Origin of the sequence: Vibrio sp. OY15 (genome assembly GCF_000742455.1) — a bacterium.
Classification (GTDB): domain Bacteria; phylum Pseudomonadota; class Gammaproteobacteria; order Enterobacterales; family Vibrionaceae; genus Vibrio; species Vibrio alginolyticus.
The window spans coordinates 14,996-37,491 of the sequence record NZ_JPIL01000009.1 but is presented as its reverse complement, the minus strand read 5'-3'; the positions used below and the strand labels follow the sequence as shown (position 1 = coordinate 37,491).

The window sequence follows — 22,496 nt, the reverse complement described above, 5'->3', positions numbered from 1 at the left end:
ACCACCGCTAAGAGCAATGCCAAAAAAAACATTAAACATATGATTTAAAAGTAATATTTAAATTCACTTAAAATAATAAGTAAAAATAATTTAGAAAAGTTAATTGAGTCAAATCAGCAAAACATCAATACTCAATTTGTCGACAGGATGTTGGCGGGAACAGGAAAAAAGCCTAAAGGATTGGGTATCTTCAGGATGAAGATTTGATAGCTTAGGATGAGTTATCAGCAAGGATGTAGTTAAGCTCTAGGATAGAGTTCGCCCGTCAGGATGATAGGCAAGAATGGACACCGCTAGGAAGGCGATGAACAAGGAACTCGGTTAAAGGACTTAGCCACAATCAAGGATAGATGCAGGGAGCACCTATTAGTAGCTGGATTGCTGCGAAAAAGAATAAGCCCCGTCTGGGAAACCAGGCGGGGTTTTATTTTGTCTGTAATGTATTGATAGCGATTCATCTTTATCGTTTAAGTCTTCTCTGTTTTCATAAAACACCGTGCTATCATTTTCTTTACGTCTCCCAACAAAGCTCTCAGAAAATCACACACTATGCTTAATCCTGTTTGGTTACATACATTTAAGACATTGATTGAAGTCGGTCATTTTACGCAAACGGCAGAAAAACTTTTTATGACTCAGCCTGGCGTCAGCCAACATATCAAAAAATTAGAGCAAAGTTGTCAGCATGCCTTGATCAAGCGCGAAAACAAAAGCTTCGAATTAACCGAACAAGGCAGGATTGTCTACGCATATGCGCTCGAGTTAGAAGATAGAGAGAAGAAGCTGCTCGAAGAGCTCAGTTTTGATGATGCATTTTCAGGCCACTGTAAACTGGCTTGTTCTGGTGCAATGGCGTTAATGTTGTATGGGCCCATTTTGGAGAAGCAAAAACAGCACCCGAGCTTATCGTTACATTTAGAAGCCGCGCCAAATCAATCTATTCTCAACGCCATAACGCAAGGGCACATTGATATTGGTATCGTGACTGATGTTCCCAACAAAGGTCTGTTTCACAGTGAGCGAATTGGTAAAGAGAGGTTGTGCTTGGTTCTGCCAAAGCAATATCAAAATAAGCAGATAACGCCACAACTCTTGCATGACTGTGGTGTCATTAGCCACCCTGATGCCGAGCATTACATGACGCTGTTTTTTGACCAATGTGAAGAACCACAGCTCCAAGAAATTAAGATGAGCGATTTACCATTATCCGGCTACGTAAATCAGTTGAGCCAAATTTTGCTGCCTGTCAGCAAAGGACTTGGCTTCACCGTGCTGCCTCAAAGTGCGGTCGACAATTTTCCACTAAAAGACACGTTATACATTGCTCAACTGAAAAACACTGTATGTGAAGAGCTATTTCTGGTTCGTAAGCGCAGTCGTGCTCTACCTCTGCGCTATCAGACCATCAAAGAAGTGTTATTGGATGTGATCGGTGGCGCGCATCAATGATGTTAGCCACTCTTCGCTGGTAATGCGTTCCTCTTGGCAATCCACCCAATATGGTTTGCCAGATAACCAGCTCTTTGACGCGACCTCTTTTATAAACACATCCACGGAATCAACGTCATCTTTGGCGTAATCCCATTTATTACGCATGTGTTCTGCCGCTTCTTGATTAGTGTACGCCTTGCCGTTGCGGATAAAGGTGCAAGAGGATTGCTCAACTCGTTTTATCAACGTCGAGATATCTTGCTCTACCCCTGCTAGTGCAAAGGTAGGCAGAATGCTTAATGTAAGTAACAACGTCCACTTTGCTTTCATCGCACCTTTATCCTTATCCCTGACCACGTAACTACTAATAGTAACTACTGATAAGTGACTTAACTATTCTGGTGTTTGGCTGTTTAGCTCAGCAATTATTGCCACCATGCCTTAGCAGGCTGAGGCTCCGCAATCGCCAAGCGTTGACCAATCTCAGGGCTCACCAACGTAACACCGCGCTCTTCACTGATGTCTAACGCACGTTGCATTGGCTCATTCCAATCGTGCATTGATAAATCAAACGTGCTGTTATGGATCGGCATCATCACTTTGCCCTGCACATCGATGTGTGCTTGAACGCTTTGCTCTGGGAACATGTGAATGTCTGACCAGAGTTCATTGTACGCACCTGTTTCAATCATGGTGAAGTCAAACGGACCGTACTTTTCGCCAATCTCTTTAAAGCCATTGAAGTAACCAGAGTCACCACTGAAGAACACTTTGTGTTGTTGTGCATTGATAACCCAACTGCCCCACAGCGTCGTATCGCGGTCTGTCAAACCTCGACCAGAGAAATGCTGAGTCGGAGTTAGTGTATATTCAATGCCGTCAACAGAGTGTGACTCCCACCAGTCTAGTTCGATCACTTTCTCTTTGGGTACACCCCAATTCACCAGTAATTGGCCTACTTTTAACGGCACCAAGAAAGTGCCCACCTTGTCGCCTAGCACTTTAATAGAAGCTTTATCTAGGTGATCGTAATGGTCATGACTGATCACCACCACATCGATAGTTGGCAAATCTTCTATCGTGATGGGGGTTTGGTGAAAGCGTTTTGGCCCTGCCCATTGTACAGGAGACGCGCGATCACTGAATACAGGGTCGGTCATTACCAGTTTTCCATCGAGCTTCATTAATACGCTTGAATGACCCAGACGATAGATGACGTCATCTTGCTCTTCTAACAGTTGCCGCGCTGTGATCGCATGCACTGGAATTTCAATCGTTGGTGTTGGGTTAAGGCGCTCAGTCGTAAAATACGCTTTCATGATTTCGAACATGTCGCCCAAACCGCTTTTGTATTCCAACTCTATGTTTGAAAATTTGTCCGGGTATGTTGGCGCTTTTTCAGTATCAACATTAGAACAAGAAATCATTGATGTACCCATCGCGAACGCTCCTACTGTGGCTAGCAAAGTTTTTTTCATAAAAAGTTAACCCGAACAAAAGTAAACTACACGGTGCAGTTTACATTCTAATTATCAAAAGTAAACTACTTAGTGTAAAATAGATCAAGAAATGATCTTCTTAACTTAGCAAGCTTATGAATGTAAAAAGAAAAAGTCGTAGCGAAACCAAAAGAGAAGCCATCCTGTGCGCAGCAAAGCAAGCGTTCCAAGAGTTTGGGGTGCAAAACACCAGCATGGATAAGCTCTCTGCTATCGCGCAAGTCTCTAAGCGCACGGTCTACAACCATTTCCCTTCTAAAGAAGCGATCGTGACAGAGTTACTAACCGAACTATGGCGTTCTTCAATGATGGATAGCGACATTGAACGTTTACCAACACTCCCGCTAAAAGATCAATTGATTGAATTACTCTACAGCGAGATCATTGTGGTGACGGAACCAAACTATATTGAGCTGGCAAAAGTGGCATTTGGGCACTTCTTATTTAAGCCGGAAGATCTCAAAGAACAAGCAGAACAAATGTCGAAACAGGAAACCGCCCTGTACCGCTGGCTTACTGAGAAATCGAACAGTGGCGCTTTGCAAATTGATGATGTACATATAGCGAGCACTCAATTGCACAACTTACTTAAAGGCAGTGCATTCTGGCCGCAGTTAATGGGAATTCGCCCCTCTTTGTCGAATGAAGAATCTAGGCTGTTAGCTACCCAAACGGCGGAACTTTTTTTAAGTCACTATCAAAACAGCTAAAAACAGCGGTCAAATTGGCCGCTTTTTTAAGCGATAATTCGTGACAAAGCGATGAAATTTTTGCTCAATTTTATTTATCTCACCCTTGACAGTCTCATACCGCAAGGCGTGAGCGTTCGATAAAATATTTTTGTCGTGTCGACGATGCTTTTTCGTTTTCATCTCACAAAAAAACGCCCTAAGGTGCGCACCTCTGACGACGTGGTTGTTCAACCACAATTCTAAATCGTTGAAGTAAGTAGGTTATGTCATAACATGATCACCTGCCTACTGCATTCTATGCTCTATACTTATATTTTAATTTGGTACTGACTTACTAAGGAATTGCCATGCGTATTGCTATTCTCTCTCGTAATGAGAATTTATATTCAACCATGCGCCTAAAACAGGCGGGTGAAGAACGTGGGCATCAAATCGATGTGATCGACACGCTTCACTGTTATATGGACATTACGAGCAACAACCCTAAGATCCGCTACAAGGGTGAAGAATTACCGCAATACGATGCTGTTATTCCACGTATTGGGGCATCTATTACGTTTTACGGCACTGCTGTTGTACGTCAGTTTGAAATGATGGGTACATTTTGTGTCAACGAATCTGTCGCGATCAGCCGCTCTCGTGACAAGTTGCGCTCATTGCAACTGCTATCACGTAAAGGCATCGGTTTGCCACGCACTGGCTTTGCTCACCATCCTGACAACATTCAGGACGTGATCAAAAACGTTGGTGGCGCACCTCTAGTAATTAAATTGCTAGAAGGCACTCAAGGCATTGGTGTTGTACTTGCTGAAACAAATAAAGCGGCAGAAAGCGTGATTGAAGCTTTCATGGGTTTGAAAGCTAACATCATGGTGCAAGAATTTATCGAAGAAGCAAAAGGCGCGGACATCCGTTGTTTTGTTGTCGGAAATAAAGTAATAGCCGCAATGAAGCGCCAAGCAAAAGAAGGTGAGTTCCGTTCTAACCTTCACCGTGGCGGCTCTGCACAACTCGTGCGTTTGAGCAAAGAAGAGCGTGCGACCGCTGTAAATGCTGCGAAAGTGATGGGCTTGAACCTTTGTGGTGTGGATATCCTTCAATCTAAAAATGGCCCAGTGGTAATGGAAGTGAACTCTTCCCCTGGTCTAGAAGGCATCGAACTAGCAACGGGTAAAAACATTGCAGGTATGATCTTCGATTTTATCGAGAAAAACGCTAAGCCAAATTCAAACCGTACTCGCGGTAAAGGTTGATTTTTGTTTAACGCACAAGAGAGCCAAAAAACGGCTCTCTTGTTACTCGTCGCTAGGATGACACTATGAATCAGAAAATGATCATTGGGAATGCCGAAGCTATTTGCTTGCCAGAGTTAGGGATTACTCACCTTGAAGCGCGTATTGATACAGGCGCTCAAACCTCTTCATTACATGTAGACAATATTGATTGCTTTGAAAAAGATGGTCAGTCTTATGTTGCATTCGATCTGCACCCAGATGTATACCATTTAGAACAAGTGGTTCGCTGCACAGCGAAACTAAAAGCAAACCGTAAGGTTAAATCTTCTAACGGTACTTTTGAGCACCGCTGCGTGATCACGACGATGCTGCGTATGGGCGACCAACAATGGCCAATCGACATTACGTTGACTAACCGTGAAAAAATGACTTACATGATGTTGTTAGGTCGTCAAGGCATGGCAGACAAAGTGCTCGTTGATCCTAGCCAATCTCACTTATTGGCATCTTAACCCCGTAGCTTCAGATGAGTGATCGAACGTTTTTGTTGAGCATCACTCGTCTGGCTTTATCTTCGCCTACTTCCTACGAAATAACGCAAACAACAATCCCTTCGCTTTAACTTTTGTCACTCGCCAGTGCGTCATTGGCTTAGTCGGCGCTGTATTCAAAATGTGCTGATACGCTTTTTCATCCAAAGTCACCTCTCCCCCATGTGCCAGAAGCAAACATTGCGGATTCATCTCAAACACACGCTTTAATGATTGCCGATATTGATTCGGATGAAATATGGGAAACGGCGCAATCAGATGCTTTTTCACCTGCACCATTAAATCCGCCACATACAGCACATCTTGTTCAGAATGATAAACCGACAGATCTCGATCAGTATGCCCTAGCGTTTCTAGCACCTGCCAATCATCAAATCCAGGAATAAACTCTCCATCAATAAGTTCAATATCTGGCTTTAACTTGCGGGAATACCACAGGTTTTGCTTTGGTTTACGCATCCGATTCGCCATCCAGCGTGCTAACATTAAATCGGTCAAATGCATTAGCCAACCGTCTACACCGCTATACCACTGGCTCTCTCGCTTTGCGGCCAATAGCTTACATCCTGTTAAATCACGTAGTTTGTGCGCACCACCAGCATGGTCTGGATGCATGTGGGTCACAACAACCAACTTTAGGTCAGAAAAAGGACGATGGAGTTGATGTTCAATAAAGTCTTTAAGATGAGGGATGTCTGCTCGACTGGCACCATCAAGCAACAATAATTTATCGGAATATTCGGCGAGATACATGGTCTGAATGTACCCCTGAATTCTGTGCAGCTGCAAAATATGTCCTTATTTTAGTGAGATGCTTCATGACCGAATCCTTACTGGTCAGACCAACTATAACAGCAGAATGGACGCTTCGGTAAACAAATATTCACACGTAGCGACGACAACAAATCATAATCGAGATGATAGATTTTAATCATTAGACTCAAGGGCCCTTTTATCCGTTAATGCGCGCACACGGAGTTCGTGTCAGGGTATGAGGTAAATACCTCATGATTTGCTTTTTTGTACTTTTCCTTCTAATTAATTAAGGAGTTAAGTACATTTTTGTGAGAATCGAGTTGGAAAAAGCAACTAAATTAGACCGCATCCGCGCGGACTACAACGTTCACTACTGGAGCCAAGGTTTCTACGGCATTGATGACCAAGGCGAAGTATATGTATCACCACGTAGTGATCGTGCACATCAAATCCCTTTCAGCGCTATTGTAAATGAGCTAGAAGCGAAGCAGTTAAATCTGCCTGTATTAGTACGCTTCCCGCAAATCGTGCACCAACGTGTGCATGGTATTTGCCACGCATTCAACCAAGCAATTGAAGAATACCAATATCCAAACAAATACTTGTTGGTGTACCCAATTAAAGTAAACCAACAACGTGAAGTGGTGGATGAAATTCTAGCGAGCCAAGCTCAACTAGAAACCAAGCAGCTTGGTCTTGAAGCGGGTAGCAAGCCAGAATTGTTGGCGGTACTTGCATTGGCTCAACAAGGTAGCTCCGTGATCGTGTGTAATGGCTACAAAGACCGTGAGTATGTGCGTCTTGCACTGATCGGTGAAAAGCTGGGTCACAAGGTATTCATCGTACTAGAGAAGCTTTCTGAGCTGGATCTGGTACTAGAAGAAGCGAAAAGTTTGGGCGTAAAACCGCGCCTTGGTTTACGCATTCGCCTCGCCTCTCAAGGCGCAGGGAAATGGCAAGCAAGTGGCGGTGAAAAATCGAAGTTTGGTTTATCAGCATCGCAAGTGCTTAGCGTTATTGAACGTCTTAAACGCGAAGGCAACCTAGACGCGATGCAACTGGTTCACTTCCACCTTGGTTCACAGATGGCAAACATCCGTGATGTACGCAATGGTGTGAACGAGTCTGCACGTTTCTACTGCGAACTACGCGCACTCGGTGCAAACATCGAGTACTTCGATGTGGGCGGCGGCTTGGCAGTGGATTATGACGGCACACGCAGCCAATCATCGAATTCGATGAACTACGGCCTTGCAGAATACGCACGTAATATCGTCAACACAGTGGGCGATGTGTGTCTGCAATACGAACAACCAATGCCAGTGATCATTTCGGAATCGGGTCGCTCGCTAACAGCGCACCACGCTGTATTGATTTCTAACGTAATTGGTACCGAATCGTACCTACCGGAAGAAGTACATGAGCTTGATGATGACGCTCCGCTTTTACTACAAAACATGTGGCGAAACTGGGAAAACTTACAAGATGGTACAGACGCTCGTGCGTTAATTGAGATTTACAATGATACCCAAAGTGATTTGGCAGAAGTGCACTCTCAATTTGCTACAGGCGTGCTTAACTTGGAACAACGTGCGTGGGCAGAACAATTGTCACTGCGCATTTACTTCGAATTAAGCCGCAAGATGAGCACTAAGAATCGCTTCCACCGTCCGATTCTGGACGAGTTGAGCGAACGTCTTGCGGATAAGTTCTTCGTGAACTTCTCGCTCTTCCAATCTCTACCAGATGCTTGGGGTATTGATCAGGTGTTCCCTGTTCTGCCACTTTCTGGTCTTGGCGAGGCGGAAGAGCGTCGTGCAGTGATGTTGGACATCACATGTGACTCTGATGGCGCGATCGATCACTACGTTGATGGTCAAGGCATCGAGAGCACGCTACCTGTACCAGCTTGGAGCAAAGACAAACCGTACCTAATGGGCTTTTTCCTAGTAGGCGCATACCAAGAAATCCTTGGTGACATGCACAACCTATTTGGTGATACCCACAGTGCTGTAGTCAATGTTGATGAACACGGTCAATTTGAGATCAGTTACATCAACGAAGGTGATAGTGTAGAAGACATGATGCGCTACGTTCATATCGACGTGGATGCGATTCGTGACAATTATAAACAATTGGTTTCACAGCGAGTTGAAGCCAATGAACAAGCACAAATCCTAGCAGAACTAGAACAAGGTCTAGCAGGATACACCTATTTAGAGGACTTCTGATATGAATGATTTGTTTACTAAAACTGATTATTCGCTTTACTCCAACTCTATGTCGTTTTTACGTCTGCCGTACATTCGTAACCCGGTATCGGCAGACGCAGACGTTGTGGTGTTGGGAGTCCCTCTGGACATGGCAACATCTGGTCGTCCAGGTGCGCGTATGGGTCCAGATGCAATTCGCCGTGCCTCAGTCAACTTGGCATGGGAAGGTAAGAAGTACCCTTGGAGCTTCAACGTATTGGATAAACTGAAAGTGATCGACGCAGGTGATCTCGTGTTCGATTGCGGTGATGCGGAAGATTTTACTTACCGCCTTGAAGCGGCAACCAGTGAAATTCTAAAAAGTGGTAAAACCATGTTGGGATTGGGCGGTGACCACTTCATTACGCTACCTATCCTGCGTGCCTATGCGAAGCATCATGGCCAAATGGCGTTGATTCACTTTGATGCTCATACGGACACCTATGCAAATGGCAGTTCATACGACCACGGTACGATGTTCTACCATGCGCCGAAAGAAGGTTTGATCTCAGCGAAGAACTCAATACAAATCGGCATTCGTACGGAGTACAAACAGCAAGATCACGGCTTCAATGTGATTAATGCGATGCAAGCGAATGACATGTCGGTGAACGAGATCCTAGAAGAAATTCGTCGCACCGTCGCAGACAAGCCAGTGTATGTTACTTTTGACATCGACTGCTTAGACCCGGCCTTCGCACCGGGAACTGGTACACCAGTTTGTGGTGGCTTGAACTCAGACAAAGCGCTGAAAATTATTCGTGGTTTAGCCGGCATGAATATCGTGGGTATGGATGTTGTCGAAGTATCGCCTCCATACGACCACAGTGATGTTACCGCACTAGCGGGAGCAACCATCGCACTAGAAATGCTTTACGCATACGCATCTGAGCGCGAATAGACATAATCATTTCTAAGGGAGCTTCGGCTCCCTTTTCTTTCTGATGCCTTCCTCTACCTTTTATTCACTCGTTTCATCTTGAACTCAGATCAACCGAGCAGACGCTTTATTTTTGCACTTTAACCATTAAAACCAGTTACCTATAAGGCTCATACTATTCACGAAAAGCAAAAGATTTAACGTAAATAGACAAAGAAATGCACCTCTTTTTGAAAACAAAATCGGATTAGTTTTTCTAATTGAAATCATAGATTTTTATCTTGCTCGACTTCACAGTTTTCGATTGCTAATTATACAAGCAAGCACTATTATCTCGCGCAAATACCCCCGCAACACAAGAAGTCAGTTGGCACTCTGTAAAAGAGCGCTAAGGGTTTTTACGTCTTAAATTTTTTGGAGAGATACGCAAATGTCTGCTTCGTTTCCATTAGCGAAACTTACCTTTTTAATCGCTATATTGACTGCCGTGGGTCAAATGACCCAGACAATGTACGTGCCTTCAATCGGTCATATGGCGGGCGAGTTTTTGGTATCTGCGTCATCACTTCAAGCTGTGATGGCTTGTTACCTAATCCCATATGGCTTGTCGCAATTTGCGTATGGCACACTATCGGACCGCTTGGGACGCAAACCGATCATCATCGTCGGGCTGCTTATCTACATCGCGGGTACACTGGTAGCATTATTTGCACATCAATTTGAATGGTTCTTGATTGGTAGCTTTATCCAAGGCTTAGGTATTGGTTGCGGCGGTGCGATGTCACGCACTCTGACTCGCGATTGCTTTGAAGGCTCTGATCTACACAGAGCAAACAGCTTAATTAGCATGTGTGTGATTTTCTCACCATTAATGGCACCAGTATTAGGCGGCTACCTAACAGAAGCTTTCGGATGGCGGTCGAGCTACTTGTTCTTAGCGCTATTTGCTATCGCGGTTGTGATCACCATGATGACAAGCATGATGGAGACGCTACCAAAAGAGAAACGCAAATTCGAACCAGTAGCCAAAAGCTACAAACACGTTTTGTCTGACCGTCGCTTTCAAGGCTTTTTAATTTGCCTGGTTGCAACATTCGCAGGTGTGGGTGTATTCGAAGCGGCGGCTGGGGTGTTGTTAGGTGGGGTATTAGAATTACCTGCAACAACGGTAAGTTTGCTGTTTATATTGCCGATCCCAGGTTACTTGGTGGGTGCGGGCTTATCTAGCTACATCGCAAGACGTCGCTCTGAGCGTCGTGCTCTAAATGTAGGCTTGGTCTCTATTTTTGTAGGCTCTGCTATTGTGCTCATCCCAGGCTTGTTTGGTTTAACCACGGCATTAACGCTGGTTGGAGGCGCAACCGTGTACTTTTTGGGTGCGGGCATTCTCTTCCCAGCAGCAACAACTGGAGCGATTGCGCCATTCCCATACCATGCAGGAACAGCAGGCGCGACATTGGGTGGCATGCAAAACTTGGGGGCAGGTGTAGCAACTTTGCTCGCGTCACTATTTCCAGCGCATAACCAGATGCCTTTGGGCATTTTGATGATGGCAATGTCGGTAATTGCAATGCTTGGGTTAATGTGGGTGAATCGAGCACACAATCACTCAAACGAAGTACCGCAAGTTATCTGATCATTATCAGCTTACTTTCAAAATCCAAAAGGGACACACTCAACAAGTGTGTCCCTTTTTTCATATCACACTATATCGATTTCCCGATGAGAATGATTTAACTTTCGAATTGATATTTGTTAAAAATAACAGCTGCTTACACAATGTGTTTTCAGCTTCCTTCAAATTGAGTAGCCAACTCGAAAATATTGAGGATTCTCACTTTTTCGGCATACCCCATAACAAAGAATGGACAACTGAAAACCACTAACAAAATGAAAGCCCAGCCCTCAGGATGAGGCCACTTGAGTGTACAATAAGGATAAAATCAGATGCGTTTCACTTTAACTACGTTGGCCGTCTCGGTCGCGCTTGTCGCCGGATGCAGCAATCAAGGAATCCCCAGCATGACTCAATACTCCCAAACACAGATCGTTGCTCAACAAACTCAAGCTCCGGTTGCGAAAAAAGTCCCTCACTCGATGACTATTCATGGCGATACCCGCGTTGATAACTACTACTGGATGCGTGACGACGAACGTAAAGACCCTGAAATTTTACAGCACCTAGAGAAAGAAAATCAGTACGCAGAAACCGTTCTAAAGCACACTGAAACACTTCAAGATACGCTATTTGAAGAAATTAAAGGGCGCATCGCAAAAGACGACAACTCAGTACCGGTTCGTAAAGGCAACTACTTCTACTCCAGTGAAGTGACCGGAGATAACGAGTACGAAGTCCATTTGCGAGCTAAAGACTTTGCAGGCAAAGACAAACAAATCATTTTAGATGTCAATGAACTAGCAAAAGAACATGAATTTTTCAGTATCGGCGGCCTATACGTTAGTCCGAATGAAAACTTATTGGCGTATGGCGAAGACACATTAAGCCGCCGCGTGTACACCCTTAAGATCAAAGACCTGACAACAGGCAATTACCTACAAGATGAAATCGAAGGGGCCTCAAGCGCTGTCGCATGGCAGAACGATAACAACGCCTTTTACTACATCAAAAAAGATCCACAGACCTTATTGGGCTACCAAGTTTATCGTCATGTATTGGGCACACCACAAAGCAGCGATGAGCTGATTTTTGAGGAAACCGACAGCGCCTATTACACCTCACTAAGCAAAAGCAAAGATGGCGAAGATATTTATATCTGGCATTCGAGTACAGAAACCAGTGGGGTCTCTATTATTGATGCGAACAACCCTAAAGCAAAGGCGAAACCGTTCTATCCTCGTGAAGATGGCATTGAATACAGTATTTCTAAGCTAGGCGATTGGTACTACATTTATACTAACTATCAAGCCGTCAACTTCCGTTTGATGAAAGTTCATCAAAATGACATGCATGACCGCTCTAAATGGCAAGATGTGATTGCCGCAGACGACAACACTCAACTTGTCGACTTCGAGTTATTCGATGATCACATCGTCTATGAGCAGCGCTCTAACGGCCTAGCAAGCGTCACTGTACGTCAGCTTTCAACAGGAAAAGAACTCCCCCTCACATTTAATGACGATGCGTTTGCTGCCTATTTGACAGGTAACCTAGAGCTGGATAACGAGAAAGTTCGTATTTATTACAGCAGTTTAACCACTCCAGGAACCTACTACGATTTCGATCTAAAAACGGGCGGGTCAGAAATCATGAAGCAAACACCTGTACTTGGTGATTTTAATCCTGACAATTACCAATCAGAACGCATCATGGTCACAGCCCGTGACGGTAAAGAAGTACCCGTTTCTTTGGTGTATCGTAAAGACTTATTTAAGAAAGATGGTACGAATCCACTCTACCAATATGGTTATGGATCTTATGGCGCAACCATTGAGCCAACTTTCCGCTCGACACGTTTGAGTCTATTGGATCGCGGCTTTGTTTACGCCATTGCTCATATTCGTGGATCTGAAATGCTTGGCCGCCCTTGGTATGAAGACGGTAAAAAACTAACCAAGCAAAACACATTCAACGACTTTATTGATGTGACTAAAGGTTTGGTTGAACAAGGCTACGGCGCGAAAGATAAAGTCTTCGCTGTTGGTGGCTCTGCAGGAGGTCTCTTAATGGGGGCTATCATCAACCAAGCACCAGAACTGTACCGCGGTATCGGTGCACATGTTCCGTTTGTGGACGTGGTAACCACCATGCTCGATGAATCGATTCCATTGACCACCAATGAGTATGATGAATGGGGTAACCCAAATAACAAAACATACTATGACTATATGTTGAGTTACTCGCCTTACGACAACATCAAGGCGCAAAACTACCCGAACATGTTGGTAACGACTGGCTTGCACGACTCTCAAGTACAGTACTTTGAACCAATGAAGTGGGTCGCCAAACTTCGTGAAATGAAGACAGACGATAACGTCTTGTTGTTCAAAACCGATATGGAAGCCGGACACGGCGGCGCATCTGGTCGATTTAAACGCTTAAAAGAAGATGCGCTAGAGTATGCCTTCTTCCTCGATTTACTCGATAAAAAATAAGCGTATTAATAGAACTGCATCTCTTCTAACAACAAAAATGCCCGCAAGTTGCGGGCATTTTTTATAGACGCACTCTCTAAACAAAGAGTGGGGTTACCTAAGCACAGAATGACTAGCGTCTCTTATAGCCAAAGGATAGCAGAAAGAAAAACGCCTACTCACAACGAGTAGGCGTTAACACAATAAATGTGTTTAGGCAGTAGAAACTGGCCTATTTATTAGAAGTAGTAACGAGCACCTAGAGTCCAGTAGTCGTTCTCTTCATTGTTGTAGTCGTTACCTAGATCAAACTGGTAAGCTGCAAACGTTACGAAAGCAGGAGTTACAGCGTACTCTGCTTGTAGCGCAGTTTCGCTTGAAACTGTCTTATTGTCTTCTTCGTCTTCTACGCCTTCGTAGTTAACGCTGAATGTCCAATCGTTTACGCCGTATGCCAAAAGAGCTTCAAGTTGAGAAGTGTCTTTACGCATTTGGTAGAAGTACTCGTTCATACCGTATACTACTGCTGCGTATAGACCTGAACCGTACTGACCGTAGTTTACAGAGAATAGGTGTGATTCAGCGTTCTTAGTACCTAGAGTCGCGTTTTTAACATCACCACCGCTGTATACGTAGCCTAGACCAAAGCCAGCTACAGAACCGCTCAATGCAACTTGACCACGTTGCTCGTATGTTGTTGCATCTGAAGTTTGCTCACCTTGCCAACCTAGACCTAGGTTGAAAGCAAAACCTTCACCAAATTCAAAACCTTTACGGTAGCTAAGCATTTTATCAGCACGAGCTGAGCCTAGGTTGCCGTGGTTGTCGTACAAAAAGTCGTTCGCAAACGCGATTGGTAGATCCGCAACGCCAGCGACATCGTAGTAAGGTGACCATTGAGTACCTGCTACTAAACGGCCAAACTGCTCATGAGTAGCACCGATGTAACCTAGACGAGTTTTGAACGATTGCTCGCCACCGTTTAGGTAGTTAAGCGCCCATTCACCTTTAGCGTCGATAGTAATACCGTTGCCAATGTCTTTCTTACCCGCAACGTTAATACGTGGAGACACTTGGTGAACTTTTACATCTTCTTCGAAATACTCACCCACGCCAACTGAAACGTGACCGCCGATCGATAAAGATGTACCATCGCTGTTGTAAACTTCTGCTGCGAAGGCCTGTGAACCACATGCTAGTGCCGCCACTGCAACGGCTAGAGTTTTCATTTTCATTGTTAACATCCGTATAGTTGTTTGTACCGGTTCGCTTAGAAACAGATTAAATCCGAATCAATCGCAACGAACACATAACAAAGTAGTAATGAAATAGAAATGAAACAAACACTTTCTTATGCAACCAGTGGTATTAATGCTCACATTTTGAACTGAGTCACAAAAAAATAGGGAACTTTTCATTCCCCATCATAAAATCTGTGGCTTTTTACGTGTCACATCTCCCAACGTGCGAGTGGCTTCTCAGTTTTGATACCCTTACTGCCCCAGCGGTCAATAACATCAATTTGCAGTATGCGGCTCGGTTTAATAAGCGATGTCAAGGTTTTCGACGGTCGTTTATCCGTCACTAACCATAGCGTTTTATCTTGTTCAAACTGAGCTTTTAAAGATAATTTGTCTTCTTCTGTCCACTCGAGTTCCGGCTTAAATTCGCGCCCAACCACAAACAATTGGTTGCCAGAGGCAAAGTCCTCTAATGACTCACTCATCAGTACCACTGAATCGATGCCTTTATCGAAGATCTCTGCCTGTTGTTGGTTGATCAGTTCACGCACATTGAGCATAAGAGCCTGTTGATTCGTTTGAATAGCCTTTTGGTGTTCAGGATATACACGTTGTAGATCCTCTCCAACAATGCCCGCCATTCGGATTAAGTTTGTAGGGTTCAGCCATGCGTACTTCGATGTTGACCCGTTTTCCAATGTCAGTACTGCAACTCCTTGAGCTCTAGGAGAAATGGCCTGCGATGCATCGATTTCAATCAAGTGAATGTTGCCCTGTCGAGCGTAAACATAAGTCGGGTCTTGTTTCCAAATCGCACCAAGAGTAACAGCAACCGTCGCGGCTTGACCCGCTTGCTTAACTTGCTCTGTACCTTTATTTGCGAACCAGTTCTCAAGACGCTCAACGCCGTAACGCTTTGGAGGCAGATACTGAGTCTCTATCCCTGTACCTTTCATGAGTTGCTCAGACAACATGTACGTGACGGGAGTGCTGGTTAAAATGTCTTTGGCGCCTGCCAACGATGGAAGTGTCGTCGCTATAACCAAACCAAAAGTTATCGCTAATTTTTTTATCTTCATGTTCATTACTTTATAAAAAGGGTTACGCTTTTTGGATAATTCGGTAAACCGTTGCTGTTAGGAAAAATGCCGCAGAAACAATGATGATGGATGCGCCTGATGGCACTGGTAGCTCAAGCTCCATCGGCAGTATGGTTCCTATTAAACACGCAATGGTTGCCAATAAAGAAGAAAGGAGAACAAAACTGCCCATGCGTTTAGTCAATAACCTAGCCGTTGCACCAGGAATCAGTAGCAATGCACCAACCAATACCGCGCCAATAATCTTTACCGCGGCGATGGTGACCAAGGTGATCATCATGACAAATAAGTAATCATAAAAGCTGGTATTAAAGCCGCGTACACGTGCAATATCCGGGCTGATACAAGTTAGCAAAATGCGGTTAAACGTTGGAATAAGAAGCAGTAATATGATCAAACAACTGATCGCTAAAATAAGGATATCGTTGTCCGTCACAGTCAAGATCGAGCCAAACAACACGTTCTCCAACATGTGAATGTTGATCTTACGAGCAACGTACATTAACAGCGCAGCACCAACCGCTAACGCTAATGCAAGAAAAACCCCAACCAGTGTGTCGTAAGGTACATTCGTACGATTACGAACAAAGTGAAGCAACAGCGCAAAAATCATACAAAAGCTAAACAATCCGATGATCGGATTCTCTGGCGGCTCACCGAGCAACACACCAATCGCGATTCCGGTAAGCGCAGCATGCCCAACCGCTTCAGAGAAAAAAGCCAGTCGCTTGGCGATGACTAATGTACCAAGACCACCAAGTAATGGTCCTAATATCAGCGCTGCCACAATTGCGTTTACCATGAAGGCATAAGAAAAGCTATCGCTTAACCATCCAGCTTCAACGCCGCTAACCGCTAACTCTCGCAACCAATCCATTATGCAGCCTCCACTTTTGCTGTGTAGTGCTTGAATAATGTTTCTATACGATCAGGGCTTAGCACATCTGAATGGTGACCTGACGCCACAATTTGACGATTTACGACATGGACCTGCGCATCTAAACGGCGCACGGCGGTCACGTCATGATGTACTGCCACCACCGTTTTGCCTTCTCCAACAACTTCATGAATCAAACCTTCAAGATATCGAACACCTTGCTCATCCATGCCAGTTGTAGGTTCGTCTAAAACCAATAAATTGGGCTCATCCAGTAAAGCTTGCGCAAACAAAACACGCTGTTGCTCACCGCCAGAGAGTTGCCCCATACGACGGTCGCTACGCGTTGCCATACCCACGCGATCCAGCTGGGCCAGGGCATGTTGAGTTTGTTTCGTTTTACGTCGCCAAAATAGAGGGATACGAGTTTGGTTAAGCAGTACAAAATCCATCACGGTTAACGGGAGGCTTGCTTCAAACATCGCTTTTTGTGGCACATACCCTATCTTCCCCGATGCAGCTGATGGTTCTGGCCAATTGAGCGCTATGTTTCCCGAAAATGGCGTGAGTCCAAGTACCGAACGAAGCAAAGAGGTTTTACCACCGCCGTTCGGTCCCATAATCACGTGACATTTCGCGTTCTCGAATTCGACGCTGATGTTCTGCAAAATGATATTGTCGGCGTATTTTAGGCCCACGTTACTTAAGGAAATGGAAGGTCCAGTCATTACGCCTTTTCCCCTGCTCGCTTACTCGCCACAAATTTCATGGCTTCGATTAGTGTTTCCACATTATCTCGCATCTCAACCTCGACTTTATCGGCCTCATACTCACCGTGAGTCATGTGAGAAAAGCGATAAAGCTGCACCCCAGTCGCCTCTTCGATGGTATCAACAAAGCGATTCGGCATATTGAGCTCATAAAACAGAACATCAATGCCCGATTCACGAATTTTCTCTATCGTTTCCTGTAGCTGACTTGCACTTGGTTCTACACCATGAGCAGGCTCAATGACAGCGGCAACGTCAACACCAAACTCCTGAAGGATATATCCGTAAGCATTGTGGGTTGTCGCCACCTTCATACCTGCCGTGTCCAACTCACCAAGAGACAACATTGCATCACGCTTCATCAGGCGAAATGTTTTCGCGTAGTTACGAGCATTTTGGCGATAGAACGTAGCATTGTCTGGGTCCAATTGGCTTAGCTCACTCGCGATGGTGTAAACCTTTTGAATGGTTGTTGATAAACCGACAAAGGTGTGAGGGTTCACTGCTCCTTGACCAACAGACTGCCCCATAGCAGGCAATAAAGGCACTTCTTTGTTCGCTTCGATAACCACGAGATCATCACGCTGAGAAGCCTTGATCACTTTCAGTGCAAAATCGTCATGACCAATACCATTGATCACTATTACGTCCATTTCATTTAAGCGCTTAAGATCATTAGGTTGTGGCAAATAGTTGTGAGGATTAAAACCAGCATCAACCAAAGGAACGATGTCCGCCTTCTCACCAACAACGGCTTTAACATAGCTGTAATAAGGTTGAAGCGTAATACCAATACTGAGTTTATCGGCAGCAAAGCCAGTAGAAGACACCGTCAATAACGCGGTGGCTGTAAGAATACGACGTAAAAGAGAGCGTTTGATCATAGTACTTATCAATTATGTTGTCTTAATGGGCGTGAGAGTGGGAAGAAGAGTCTGACAGAATGATTTGTTTCCACCCGAAATCGTGGCGTTTAGCTAGATCGCTTAGTCCCTCCACATTTAACGAACGGCTAGAATCATTAAACCAAATATCAGCTTGAGAACTGCGGCTATCCAACAGCATGGAAGCAGAGCCTTGGGCACTGGTCTTCACGCCAATGTAGACACCGTCATCAATTCGTTGCCACTGATGAGAACCTTTACGCTTCCAGTTTTGGTCTTTCACGAACGGAGCAATCCAAAGCACCTCCATATCAGAGATCTCAGGCCAAGTTCCGGTATCTAACTGCAAATCACGAATCTCTTCATGAGCGAGCTTAAGCTCAGCGATCAACCCCAACTCATTTTGATGTAAATCCGTGATTAACACTTGATGAGACTGCATGTCTGGCTTTTCAGTCGCGACCTGATGGTAGGGCATAAGTATGGCTGCTGAACTGAGAATTGCTGCGATTGTCAGTGCGACCCACTTTCCTTCTCGGTTACCATCATCAGGGCGAACTTTCTGTACACTCATTTCTCTTTCAGCTCAACGATATCCACTTCCACCGGGCTTTCATGTCCGGCATCAAATACCAAATAGAAATCTGTTTCAGGGTGAGTAAATTCTGCGATGGAACGCTTATCTGTTTTTTCTTTGGCGATCAGATTGTCGTCGTAATCGTACATTTCGACATCGTAGTCGACCGCTGTCGATCCATCCGAGTAGCCCGCTTCACAAATCACTTTATCTTGCGCCAAGTGACAGCTCATCAGAGGAAAATGTGCAGCAGCGTGAAAGGACGCAAATCCAGAAAAAAGCAAAACCGCTTTTAGAAGAGAAGTGTTATTCATGATAATTCCAAAATGGCCCAGCAATTGCTGAGCCTAATTCGATTAGTTAAGTTGAGTTTCAAACGTAAGGTGAACATTGGCACTCGCTTTATCCGCCAATGGATTATCTTTCAATTCACCTTTGTAGTTCGCTTTCATTAAGTAGCGCCCGGCGACTTCTGGCGTGAAGATCACTTTGCCATCTTTATCGCTCACCACATCGATTTGTTCTTGATGGTTTCGGTACATAGTACCTTCACGTGTAATCTCAGCAGTAACGCCCTCTTGTGGCTCTCCGTTAAAGAAAAACTGGAACGTCACAGGCTCACCTTCAATGATGTCCGATGGATGCGTGATCGGTTTCATCTCCAGCATTTTGCCTTCAATCTCCAACGCTTTGTCCGTTGGCATACCAACCGTAATGTAGCTTTCTGCTCGGGTGTAACTTAGTTGAGTAACCACATCACGCGCTTGCTCGGGAAGCACATCACCACGCTCAGCTTTGCTTGCTCGCGCCCATTTCACCGTATCACGACGGCCCGCTTTGTATTGTGTGTAGTAGCTCGGCTGATTATTAATCGCAACTTTGTGCGTGCCTTCTTCTGTAAAAAAGAAATCAAACATAGAGCGACGCTTGCCACGAACAACAAAGTTAGGACGCTCAGAGCGGCCATCCGGCATCACCACAAATGCCTGATCACTACCCGCAGGCTTATCAAAAACAAACGTTCCGTGAGAGGCAGTAACATCAAATGTCAGCCAGTCACCGCCTTCTTTAGAAACCGTAAAGTGAGAGGGCAGAACCCAACGTGGATGTGCTTGCGCGGTGGTGGTTACAGCCAATCCCATTGCCATTACACTCGCCAATGCCACTGCTTTCATTTTGGTTTTCATTGTTGTGTCCTTTAATCACTTAACTTGATAATTGACGGTGATGACACCCGTCTCTTGTGTTGGTTTAAGCTCATAGCGCACGTCACTGTCCGCTAGCGTTATTTTTTGACGTAAGTAGTTTCGCCCACCGTGTTCACGAACGACTTCGACGTACAACGTGTAATTTCCTTGTTCCAAACGCTCCCCTGCGTCATTGGTTCCATCCCAGACAAAGCGGTATTGACCAGCAGGACGTGTTGCAGAAGTCACCGCATCAACAAGTTCACGATCATAACGACCCGCTTTTCTCCACCAGCTGCGTAGATCTTTTAACCATTCGTCTTTCCCTACCCATAACTGAATGGTTTTAACCGGTTTACGCTGATCGTTTTCAACCCAAACCGCCACATAAGGGCGTGCATACATTGAGGTATCTATCTTTGGAAGTTCGAGTTCGAAGTCGACCTTCGCGTTATCTGGTAGAGGCGCCGCGGAAAGAGAGAAAGGAGCAAAAGCCGCGATCAAAGCGGCTTTACAAAAGTGATTACGGCGGAAAAATCTTCCTGTGTTCAACATAAGTGTTCTCTAAAAAAGCTGTTATGGAACAGCAACAAAATAAATTACGAGCGACAGTAACGTACCAAAGCTCATCCATTGCATAGACGTTCTGAGCGTCTTCTTCTTAGGCAGTAACAAGCACACGCCTGTAAGAACAAAAAACACCATCAAAAGCGCAGTGACGTCGATAAACCACTTCCAAATCCCACCACTGTTGCGCCCTTTATGTAGATCGTTCAGCAGCGCAACAATACCGTAGTGCGTCGTTTCAACATCTGCCGCACCAGTAGTCATATCAATAAAGACCGTAGCGTTATAACCTGGGCCTTTAAAATCCATAGACAGCTCTCCGAGTAACAACTCACCTTGCTCAACTTCGGTATACACATCTAGTGCGGAGGGAGTGCCGCGAAGCTCGGTTTCTTTAGTCAAGAAAGCCACCAGTTCTTCACGATTAGGTTGAAAGGTATCTGAATGTGAGAATAGAACTGAGTGCGGAACCGTCAGAGTATGTTGTTGAATGATAGGTTCACTGCGTTCAAACAATTCGGGGCGATTGAGGGTAATACCAGTTACTGCAAAAAACAGCGTAACTAAGAGAAGAGCCATCGAAATATAGATATGTAGGCGGCGAGCCCAAGTTTGAACACCTTTGCTTTTAAGCAACATAGAAACAATCATCACCAATAAATGTGGGGCATAATTTAGGTGATAATCATTCGTATTGGCATTTAATTTACATTGTTTACTTTTTCAATTCAGCTTGGCTTGCGCATGTTTTAGCTATTTGGGCCAATGCGAGTTACAGGTTGCCTACCTTTTAGATAATAATCATCTCAATTAAAATAACTAAAAGTTAAACCACTTCCTCAATTCGCAAAAATGACATAGATCTCATATAAACGTAGGTTACTATGTTCTTTTTAACCTAATTACTTTCGGTGTAAAACATGAATAAATGTCCTGCGATCATCGGTATTGTATTTGATGAAAAGAGTTTGAAAGCTATCGATAGAATAAATGAATTACATGAATTAGAGAGATCGGCCAAAGTATTTATTAGCTTGGGTAACCTTTGGAGTATTTTTGGAGGAAACTCCCTGAAGGGGACAGCGAGTAGTGGCCTATCTAAAGCAATTACTGCTATTCCCGCCAAACCAGGATGGGAAACCGCTAAAAATGTTAGCATTGGATTAGGAAGAGGAATTTCTTCTGATGCAAGCCAAACTGCTTGGAGTATATCACAAGCTAATTGGGAGTATTACTTCAAATCATATAGTGCCTTAGATCAGATCAAGCTGAGAGAAATCGAAAAAATCGCCACTTTCCAAGCACTTGATCATGTACACGATAGCAAGCAATATAGATTTTGGAAAGCGATCTCAGATGGATGTAAAATATGAACAAGAACGCTGTAATAATACTCTTATCATTTTTCTCAAGTGTCGCTTTAGCAAATGCAAAATTTGAAGACAGTTTATTTAAAAATGTAAGCCAATCTATTGATAATTATGGTGCTAAGATAAAGCAGTGTGAGTCTATGGCAAAACAGAATACGCCTGACAAAAAAACCCTAGAGTATTCAAAGAACCATATAGAAGCATTAACTCCTGTTCTGCCGTTTTTAAGCGAAAAAGCTTTTGAAGCTTGTGTCTTAAAAGAGAAACAAGAACTAGCATATTACTTATTAATAGCAAAAAATAACGCTTCAAGAACCTCAACATTAAAGCTTGTAGAATCGACTGAAAGCCTTGCTTTTCATATCGAACCTACATCTATAGAAAAGTTTGAAACACTGAGCAAAGTACATCAAGAATATATAGAGAAAAGCCCCTTTTTCTCCCGACCATTTGATGCGTTAGCCTTTTATGAAAAACTCATGCAGTAAATAGCCTTTATGACTTTAGACAAAAAAAATACCCGAGACTGAGCTCG

23 protein-coding genes are annotated in these 22,496 nt (G+C 44.3%); 10 read left to right on the top strand and 13 right to left on the bottom strand.

What is annotated here, in order from left to right; translation table 11 throughout:
• Positions 1 to 549: 549 nt before the first annotated feature.
• Entirely contained in the window at positions 550 to 1,449 is a 900-nt protein-coding gene (locus IJ23_RS10635; RefSeq protein ID WP_017819717.1) for a LysR family transcriptional regulator, read from the top strand.
• On the opposite strand, the gene IJ23_RS10630 is transcribed toward IJ23_RS10635, so the two are convergent.
• Together IJ23_RS10630 and IJ23_RS10625 are read right to left on the bottom strand one after the other, a co-directional pair.
• Entirely contained in the window at positions 1,417 to 1,761 is a 345-nt protein-coding gene (locus IJ23_RS10630; protein WP_033906240.1) for a DUF5329 family protein, read from the bottom strand. The genes IJ23_RS10635 and IJ23_RS10630 overlap by 33 nt on opposite strands.
• 95 nt (positions 1,762 to 1,856) lie before the next feature.
• Positions 1,857 to 2,870, bottom strand: a complete 1,014-nt coding sequence (locus IJ23_RS10625; RefSeq protein WP_033906239.1) for an MBL fold metallo-hydrolase — start codon at positions 2,868 to 2,870, stop codon at positions 1,857 to 1,859.
• 155 nt (positions 2,871 to 3,025) lie between these two features.
• Here IJ23_RS10625 and IJ23_RS10620 point away from each other — a divergent pair, with 155 nt between their 5' ends.
• From IJ23_RS10620 to IJ23_RS10610, 3 genes are all read left to right on the top strand, one after another.
• Complete coding sequence (locus IJ23_RS10620) at positions 3,026 to 3,640, top strand: TetR/AcrR family transcriptional regulator (protein ID WP_005374222.1); 615 nt, start codon at positions 3,026 to 3,028, stop codon at positions 3,638 to 3,640.
• 329 nt (positions 3,641 to 3,969) lie between these two features.
• Positions 3,970 to 4,875, top strand: a complete 906-nt coding sequence (rimK, locus tag IJ23_RS10615; RefSeq protein WP_005374224.1) for a 30S ribosomal protein S6--L-glutamate ligase — start codon at positions 3,970 to 3,972, stop codon at positions 4,873 to 4,875.
• A gap of 65 nt (positions 4,876 to 4,940) precedes the next feature.
• Positions 4,941 to 5,369, top strand: coding sequence for an ATP-dependent zinc protease family protein (locus IJ23_RS10610; RefSeq protein ID WP_005384193.1), 429 nt, complete (start codon positions 4,941 to 4,943; stop codon positions 5,367 to 5,369).
• A gap of 66 nt (positions 5,370 to 5,435) precedes the next feature.
• Here IJ23_RS10610 and IJ23_RS10605 read toward each other — a convergent pair whose 3' ends face one another.
• On the bottom strand, positions 5,436 to 6,161 hold the full coding sequence (locus IJ23_RS10605) for an MBL fold metallo-hydrolase (protein ID WP_033906547.1): 726 nt from the start codon (positions 6,159 to 6,161) through the stop codon (positions 5,436 to 5,438).
• A 323-nt stretch (positions 6,162 to 6,484) separates the two neighbouring features.
• Between IJ23_RS10605 and speA the strand changes: the two genes are divergently transcribed.
• From speA to IJ23_RS10585, 4 genes are all read left to right on the top strand, one after another.
• Positions 6,485 to 8,395, top strand: a complete 1,911-nt coding sequence (gene speA, locus IJ23_RS10600; protein ID WP_033906546.1) for an arginine decarboxylase — start codon at positions 6,485 to 6,487, stop codon at positions 8,393 to 8,395.
• 1 nt (position 8,396) lies between these two features.
• Positions 8,397 to 9,317 carry an agmatinase gene (gene speB, locus IJ23_RS10595; protein WP_033906238.1) on the top strand — a complete coding sequence of 307 codons (921 nt, stop codon included), beginning with the start codon at positions 8,397 to 8,399 and terminating at the stop codon, positions 9,315 to 9,317.
• Between the two features lie 409 nt (positions 9,318 to 9,726).
• Positions 9,727 to 10,932: a multidrug efflux MFS transporter EmrD gene (gene emrD / locus IJ23_RS10590; protein ID WP_005374234.1), complete on the top strand. Its 1,206-nt coding sequence runs from the start codon at positions 9,727 to 9,729 to the stop codon at positions 10,930 to 10,932.
• A 311-nt stretch (positions 10,933 to 11,243) separates the two neighbouring features.
• Complete coding sequence (locus IJ23_RS10585) at positions 11,244 to 13,409, top strand: S9 family peptidase (RefSeq protein WP_081886414.1); 2,166 nt, start codon at positions 11,244 to 11,246, stop codon at positions 13,407 to 13,409.
• Between the two features lie 218 nt (positions 13,410 to 13,627).
• On the opposite strand, the gene IJ23_RS10580 is transcribed toward IJ23_RS10585, so the two are convergent.
• The 10 genes from IJ23_RS10580 to IJ23_RS10535 all read right to left on the bottom strand — a co-directional run bounded on the left by IJ23_RS10580 (position 13,628) and on the right by IJ23_RS10535 (position 21,230).
• A complete protein-coding gene (locus IJ23_RS10580) occupies positions 13,628 to 14,623 on the bottom strand; it encodes a porin (RefSeq protein WP_017635534.1) in 996 nt (331 codons plus the stop codon).
• Positions 14,624 to 14,838: 215 nt separating this feature from the next.
• Positions 14,839 to 15,708, bottom strand: coding sequence for a metal ABC transporter solute-binding protein, Zn/Mn family (locus tag IJ23_RS10575; protein WP_033906236.1), 870 nt, complete (start codon positions 15,706 to 15,708; stop codon positions 14,839 to 14,841).
• 22 nt (positions 15,709 to 15,730) lie between these two features.
• Positions 15,731 to 16,606, bottom strand: a complete 876-nt coding sequence (locus tag IJ23_RS10570) for a metal ABC transporter permease (protein ID WP_005374244.1) — start codon at positions 16,604 to 16,606, stop codon at positions 15,731 to 15,733.
• Positions 16,606 to 17,334, bottom strand: a complete 729-nt coding sequence (locus tag IJ23_RS10565) for a metal ABC transporter ATP-binding protein (RefSeq protein WP_033906235.1) — start codon at positions 17,332 to 17,334, stop codon at positions 16,606 to 16,608. The genes IJ23_RS10570 and IJ23_RS10565 overlap by 1 nt, the downstream gene beginning before the upstream one ends.
• Positions 17,334 to 18,260, bottom strand: a complete 927-nt coding sequence (locus IJ23_RS10560; RefSeq protein WP_033906234.1) for a metal ABC transporter solute-binding protein, Zn/Mn family — start codon at positions 18,258 to 18,260, stop codon at positions 17,334 to 17,336. The genes IJ23_RS10565 and IJ23_RS10560 overlap by 1 nt, the downstream gene beginning before the upstream one ends.
• 22 nt (positions 18,261 to 18,282) lie before the next feature.
• Positions 18,283 to 18,834 (bottom strand): DUF6162 family protein, encoded by a 552-nt coding sequence (locus IJ23_RS10555; RefSeq protein ID WP_033906233.1) that lies wholly within the window; start codon positions 18,832 to 18,834, stop codon positions 18,283 to 18,285.
• A complete protein-coding gene (locus IJ23_RS10550; RefSeq protein WP_005374251.1) occupies positions 18,831 to 19,151 on the bottom strand; it encodes a hypothetical protein in 321 nt (106 codons plus the stop codon). The genes IJ23_RS10555 and IJ23_RS10550 overlap by 4 nt, the downstream gene beginning before the upstream one ends.
• A 42-nt stretch (positions 19,152 to 19,193) precedes the next feature.
• On the bottom strand, positions 19,194 to 20,024 hold the full coding sequence (locus tag IJ23_RS10545; protein ID WP_025768070.1) for a DUF4198 domain-containing protein: 831 nt from the start codon (positions 20,022 to 20,024) through the stop codon (positions 19,194 to 19,196).
• A gap of 15 nt (positions 20,025 to 20,039) precedes the next feature.
• On the bottom strand, positions 20,040 to 20,579 hold the full coding sequence (locus tag IJ23_RS10540) for a DUF2271 domain-containing protein (RefSeq protein ID WP_033906231.1): 540 nt from the start codon (positions 20,577 to 20,579) through the stop codon (positions 20,040 to 20,042).
• A gap of 21 nt (positions 20,580 to 20,600) precedes the next feature.
• Positions 20,601 to 21,230: a PepSY-associated TM helix domain-containing protein gene (locus IJ23_RS10535; RefSeq protein WP_021035904.1), complete on the bottom strand. Its 630-nt coding sequence runs from the start codon at positions 21,228 to 21,230 to the stop codon at positions 20,601 to 20,603.
• A 281-nt stretch (positions 21,231 to 21,511) separates the two neighbouring features.
• On the opposite strand from IJ23_RS10535, the gene IJ23_RS10530 reads away from it, so the two are divergent.
• Together IJ23_RS10530 and IJ23_RS10525 are read left to right on the top strand one after the other, a co-directional pair.
• Entirely contained in the window at positions 21,512 to 21,964 is a 453-nt protein-coding gene (locus tag IJ23_RS10530) for a hypothetical protein (protein WP_033906230.1), read from the top strand.
• Positions 21,961 to 22,449, top strand: a complete 489-nt coding sequence (locus IJ23_RS10525; protein ID WP_033906229.1) for a hypothetical protein — start codon at positions 21,961 to 21,963, stop codon at positions 22,447 to 22,449. The genes IJ23_RS10530 and IJ23_RS10525 overlap by 4 nt, the downstream gene beginning before the upstream one ends.
• The last annotated feature ends 47 nt before the right edge of the window (positions 22,450 to 22,496 follow it).